Source organism: uncultured Thiocystis sp., from assembly GCF_903866365.1.
In the GTDB taxonomy this organism is placed as follows: Bacteria; Pseudomonadota; Gammaproteobacteria; order Chromatiales; family Chromatiaceae; genus Chromatium.
On sequence record NZ_CAIPNF010000468.1, the window covers coordinates 1 to 3,445 of the forward strand.

Annotated in this window: 3 protein-coding genes; 2 read left to right on the top strand and 1 reads right to left on the bottom strand. The window is 62.4% G+C overall.

Annotated features, from left to right (window positions below; translation table 11 throughout):
• A partial coding sequence (locus tag QZY07_RS25775) for a transposase (RefSeq protein WP_295409034.1) occupies positions 1 to 1,266 on the bottom strand: 1,266 nt, incomplete at its 3' end.
• Between the two features lie 598 nt (positions 1,267 to 1,864).
• Here QZY07_RS25775 and QZY07_RS25780 point away from each other — a divergent pair.
• Together QZY07_RS25780 and QZY07_RS25785 are read left to right on the top strand one after the other, a co-directional pair.
• Positions 1,865 to 2,683 carry an undecaprenyl-diphosphate phosphatase gene (locus QZY07_RS25780; RefSeq protein ID WP_295409030.1) on the top strand — a complete coding sequence of 273 codons (819 nt, stop codon included), beginning with the start codon at positions 1,865 to 1,867 and terminating at the stop codon, positions 2,681 to 2,683.
• A 78-nt stretch (positions 2,684 to 2,761) separates the two neighbouring features.
• A complete protein-coding gene (locus QZY07_RS25785; RefSeq protein ID WP_295409032.1) occupies positions 2,762 to 3,196 on the top strand; it encodes a YcgN family cysteine cluster protein in 435 nt (144 codons plus the stop codon).
• Positions 3,197 to 3,445: the final 249 nt, after the last annotated feature.

A 3,445-nucleotide genomic window follows, 5' to 3' on the forward strand; every position in this document is an offset into this window, starting at 1 on the left:
CTGACGAAAACCCATCACGGACTTGATGATCCCGAAGACCGGTTCGACGGTCTGCTTGCGCAGCGCATCGGCGGCCCGCCCGGCACGGGTCTTGAGTCGATGCGCCAGGCGGGCGACCGGGGTCGCCTCGGGTGGCGGCGCCTCGTCCGGCTCGCTGAAACGCTCTGACCAATGGGGGTGATGTTCCTCGCGCTTCATGGCAATCAACGGCACGATCCCAGCGTTCTCGCAGACCGCGACGTTGCGTTCACTGAAATAGCCGTTGTCCGCGACGAATTCCTCAGGTTGGCTCAGTCCTTCGGGCAGTGCCTGCAAGCGTTCGACCATGGGGGCAACCGGTTCCTTGTCGTTGGCCGCCTGGGTCACCTGCGCCACCGTGATCAGCATCGATTCGGTGTCGACGACGGCCTGGGCGTTGTCGCACTGCTCGAAGCCCCCACCGGCGACGTGCATGATGCGCGATTCGTCATCGGTGAGGTTGATCTGATCATCGGCGCGAGGCGCGGGCGAGGGCGCCTTGGGGGCCTTGCCACCGGGCTTGCGCCCACTGGCCGCCGCCTTGGCGGCGCGGGCGGCGAGCTTGGCCTCGTCGGCGGCCTGCTCGCGGGCGTAGCGCTCGGCGGCCCGCGCCTCGATCTGGCGCTTGGCCTCGGCGATCGCGGCCAAGCGCGCTTCGCGGCGCTGCAATTCCTCGGGAACGATCATCCCTTCCGGAACGTTGCGCCCATCGGTCTGCTCGGCCAAGGCCAGCAAGTCCTGGACGTCGGCTTTTAGCTGCGCCTCGATGGTCTGGGCATGCTTGTACGACAGGGCGCTGTGACGGCTGGCGTTGGCGTGAATCTTCGTCCCGTCCAGGCTCACCCGTCCGAAGCGACTGAGCTGGTTCTCGCGCGCAACCTCCAGCACCTGGATGAACACCGCTTCGAATTCCACCCTGAACCGCCGCCGGAAGGTCGCCAGGCTGTCGTGATCAGGGTGCTGATTGCCGGCGATGAAGCGAAAGGCCACCGAGTCGAACGTGGCCAACGCGATCCTGCGGCTGGAGTCACAGCCTGTGGCGTAGCCGTAGATCAACAACGAGAGCATCATCGCCGGGTGATAGGGCAAGCTCCCGCGCCCGGCGTACGCCTGGATCAGCGCGCTCAGATCGAGTGCTTCCACCACCTCGACGACATAGCGGGCCAGATGGCCTTCGGGCAGCCAGTCCTGTAACGACAGGGGCCGCTCTAATGGGAGGTCGCGATCGATCGGGCGGAAGCGGGGCATCGTCGTCGGTCCTGAAGGGGGGGGCGATAGTCTACCAAGTCGGCAAGCGGGCAGCAGCGGCAAAGTCCGACAGGCTGCCAGGGCACCATCGTTGACCACCAGCAGATCGATCTCCAGTCCCTCCCCGTCGCGGTGTGCCGAGACGCCCGGATAGACCGCATGCACCTCAATGCCCTGGGCGCGAAACAGACGCACCACGGCCGGCGCGACCAGGTGCTCGACGAACTCGCCGAGCCGATTTCCCAACTCGCCCAGATTTTTCGACAGTTGTTTGACCAGGCGGTCGGTTTCCTGAAATTTGCGGTCGGTTTCCCGAGACGATTCCTTCATTAAACGTTCGGTTTCCTGAAATTTGCGGTCGCTTTCCTGAAACAACCGCCAGACGTCTTCAAGGGTCGGGTTGGCAAGGGACATGGCCTGGATTCCTCACGGCATGCAATTGGTTTGAAGCTCGGCAGCGCTCATTTTAGCGTCACCATGAGAATTGCGGCCGCTCGCCGCGCCCGCTTCACTGAATCCGTCGAAGATGCTAGTGTCGCGGCCCCGGACTCTCGCTCAGCCTGCCGCAGCATGCGCCGCACTCAACCTGGAATGAAGCATGATGGATTGGCCACTCTTATTGAAAGCACTCATCCTCGGCATCGTCGAGGGTTTGACCGAATTTCTTCCCGTCTCCTCGACCGGACATCTGATCATCGTCGGCAGCCTGCTCGATTACACCGACGAGCAGAGCAAGGTGTTCAAGATCGTCATCCAGCTCGCTGCCATCCTGGCGGTGTGCTGGTTCTATCGCAAACGCATCGTGCAGGTGACGCTCGGGATGTGGAACCGCGAGCCGGAACGGCGATTCGCGCTCAATATCCTGATCGCCTTCCTGCCGGCCATGGTGCTGGGCGTGCTCTTCCATCACGCGATCAAGACCTATCTCTTCAATCCGCTCACGGTGGCTGGCGCGCTGATCGTCGGCGGACTGGTGATTCTGTATGTGGAGCGCCGCCCGCGCAAGGTGCGCTTCGAGTCGGTCGACGACATCACTTGGCGCGAGGCGCTGAAGGTCGGATTCGCCCAAACGCTCGCGATGTTTCCGGGCGTCTCCCGCGCCGGGGCGACCATCATGGGCGGTCTCATCTTCGGGCTGTCGCGGCGCGCGGCGACCGAGTTGTCTTTCTTTCTCGCCATCCCGACCATGCTGGCCGCGACCCTCTACGATGTGTACAAGGCCCGCGATCTGCTGGTGATGGACGATCTGTCGGTGTTCGCCGTCGGCTTCGTCGCCGCCTTTATCGCCGCCGCGCTCACCGTCAAGACCCTGCTGCGCTATGTCTCCAACCACAGCTTCGAGGTCTTCGCCTGGTATCGCATCGGCTTCGGACTGCTGGTGCTGGTCACGGCTTATACGGGGTTGGTTGAGTGGTGAGAATGCGCGATCATGGCGGTCTTTATCTTGCGCACGGGCGATCCCATGCGCGGTTGACGATTGGCGGAACCACGCGATATGTCCGAACGATTCTGGGAAACCACGCCCCTGACGGCGATGACGGCGGAGCAGTGGGATTCACTCTGCGATGGCTGTGCCAAATGCTGTCTGGAGAAATTCGAGGACGAGGACACCGGGCAGATCGTCTACTCGCGGGTCGCCTGCGCCCTGCTGGATCTGGACACCTGCCGCTGTCGCGACTACCCGAATCGCGCCCGACAGATGCCGGATTGCATCACCCTGGTTCCGGAGGTGCTGAAAAAGCCCGCCTGGCTGCCCGAGACCTGCGCCTACCGATTGCTCACCGAGGGCAAGCCGCTGCCAGACTGGCATCCGCTGCTCACCGGCGATCCGGACACGGTCGTCGAGGCCGGCCAGAGCATCCAGGGACGCGCGATCGGTCCCGAATCGGGCGAGAATCCGCTGATGAATCTTATCGACTGGATTCGGTAAGGCGATTTGCGGGGAAATTTCTACCGGGATCAACGCTTCAAATGGACAGGATTCACAGGATTTTTCAAGATTGACAGGATGAAAAATAATGACTTTTATCCTGTTCATCCGGGTGGTGCCTTGCAAAAATGTGATAATGAGCGATACTGACCCCATGGCTCAAGCACCGGCGGGGACAAGGCGATGGCGGCACAGTTGATCAGCAACAACGGCCAGGAGGTGACGATCCAAGTCACCGTGGATCTGAGC

Excerpts from the sequence above, each read along its gene's own strand:
- QZY07_RS25785 (WP_295409032.1), top strand. The coding sequence starts at position 2,762 with ATGTCCGAACGATTCTGGGAAACCACGCCCCTGACGGCGATGACGGCG.
- QZY07_RS25780 (WP_295409030.1), top strand. The coding sequence starts at position 1,865 with ATGATGGATTGGCCACTCTTATTGAAAGCACTCATCCTCGGCATCGTC.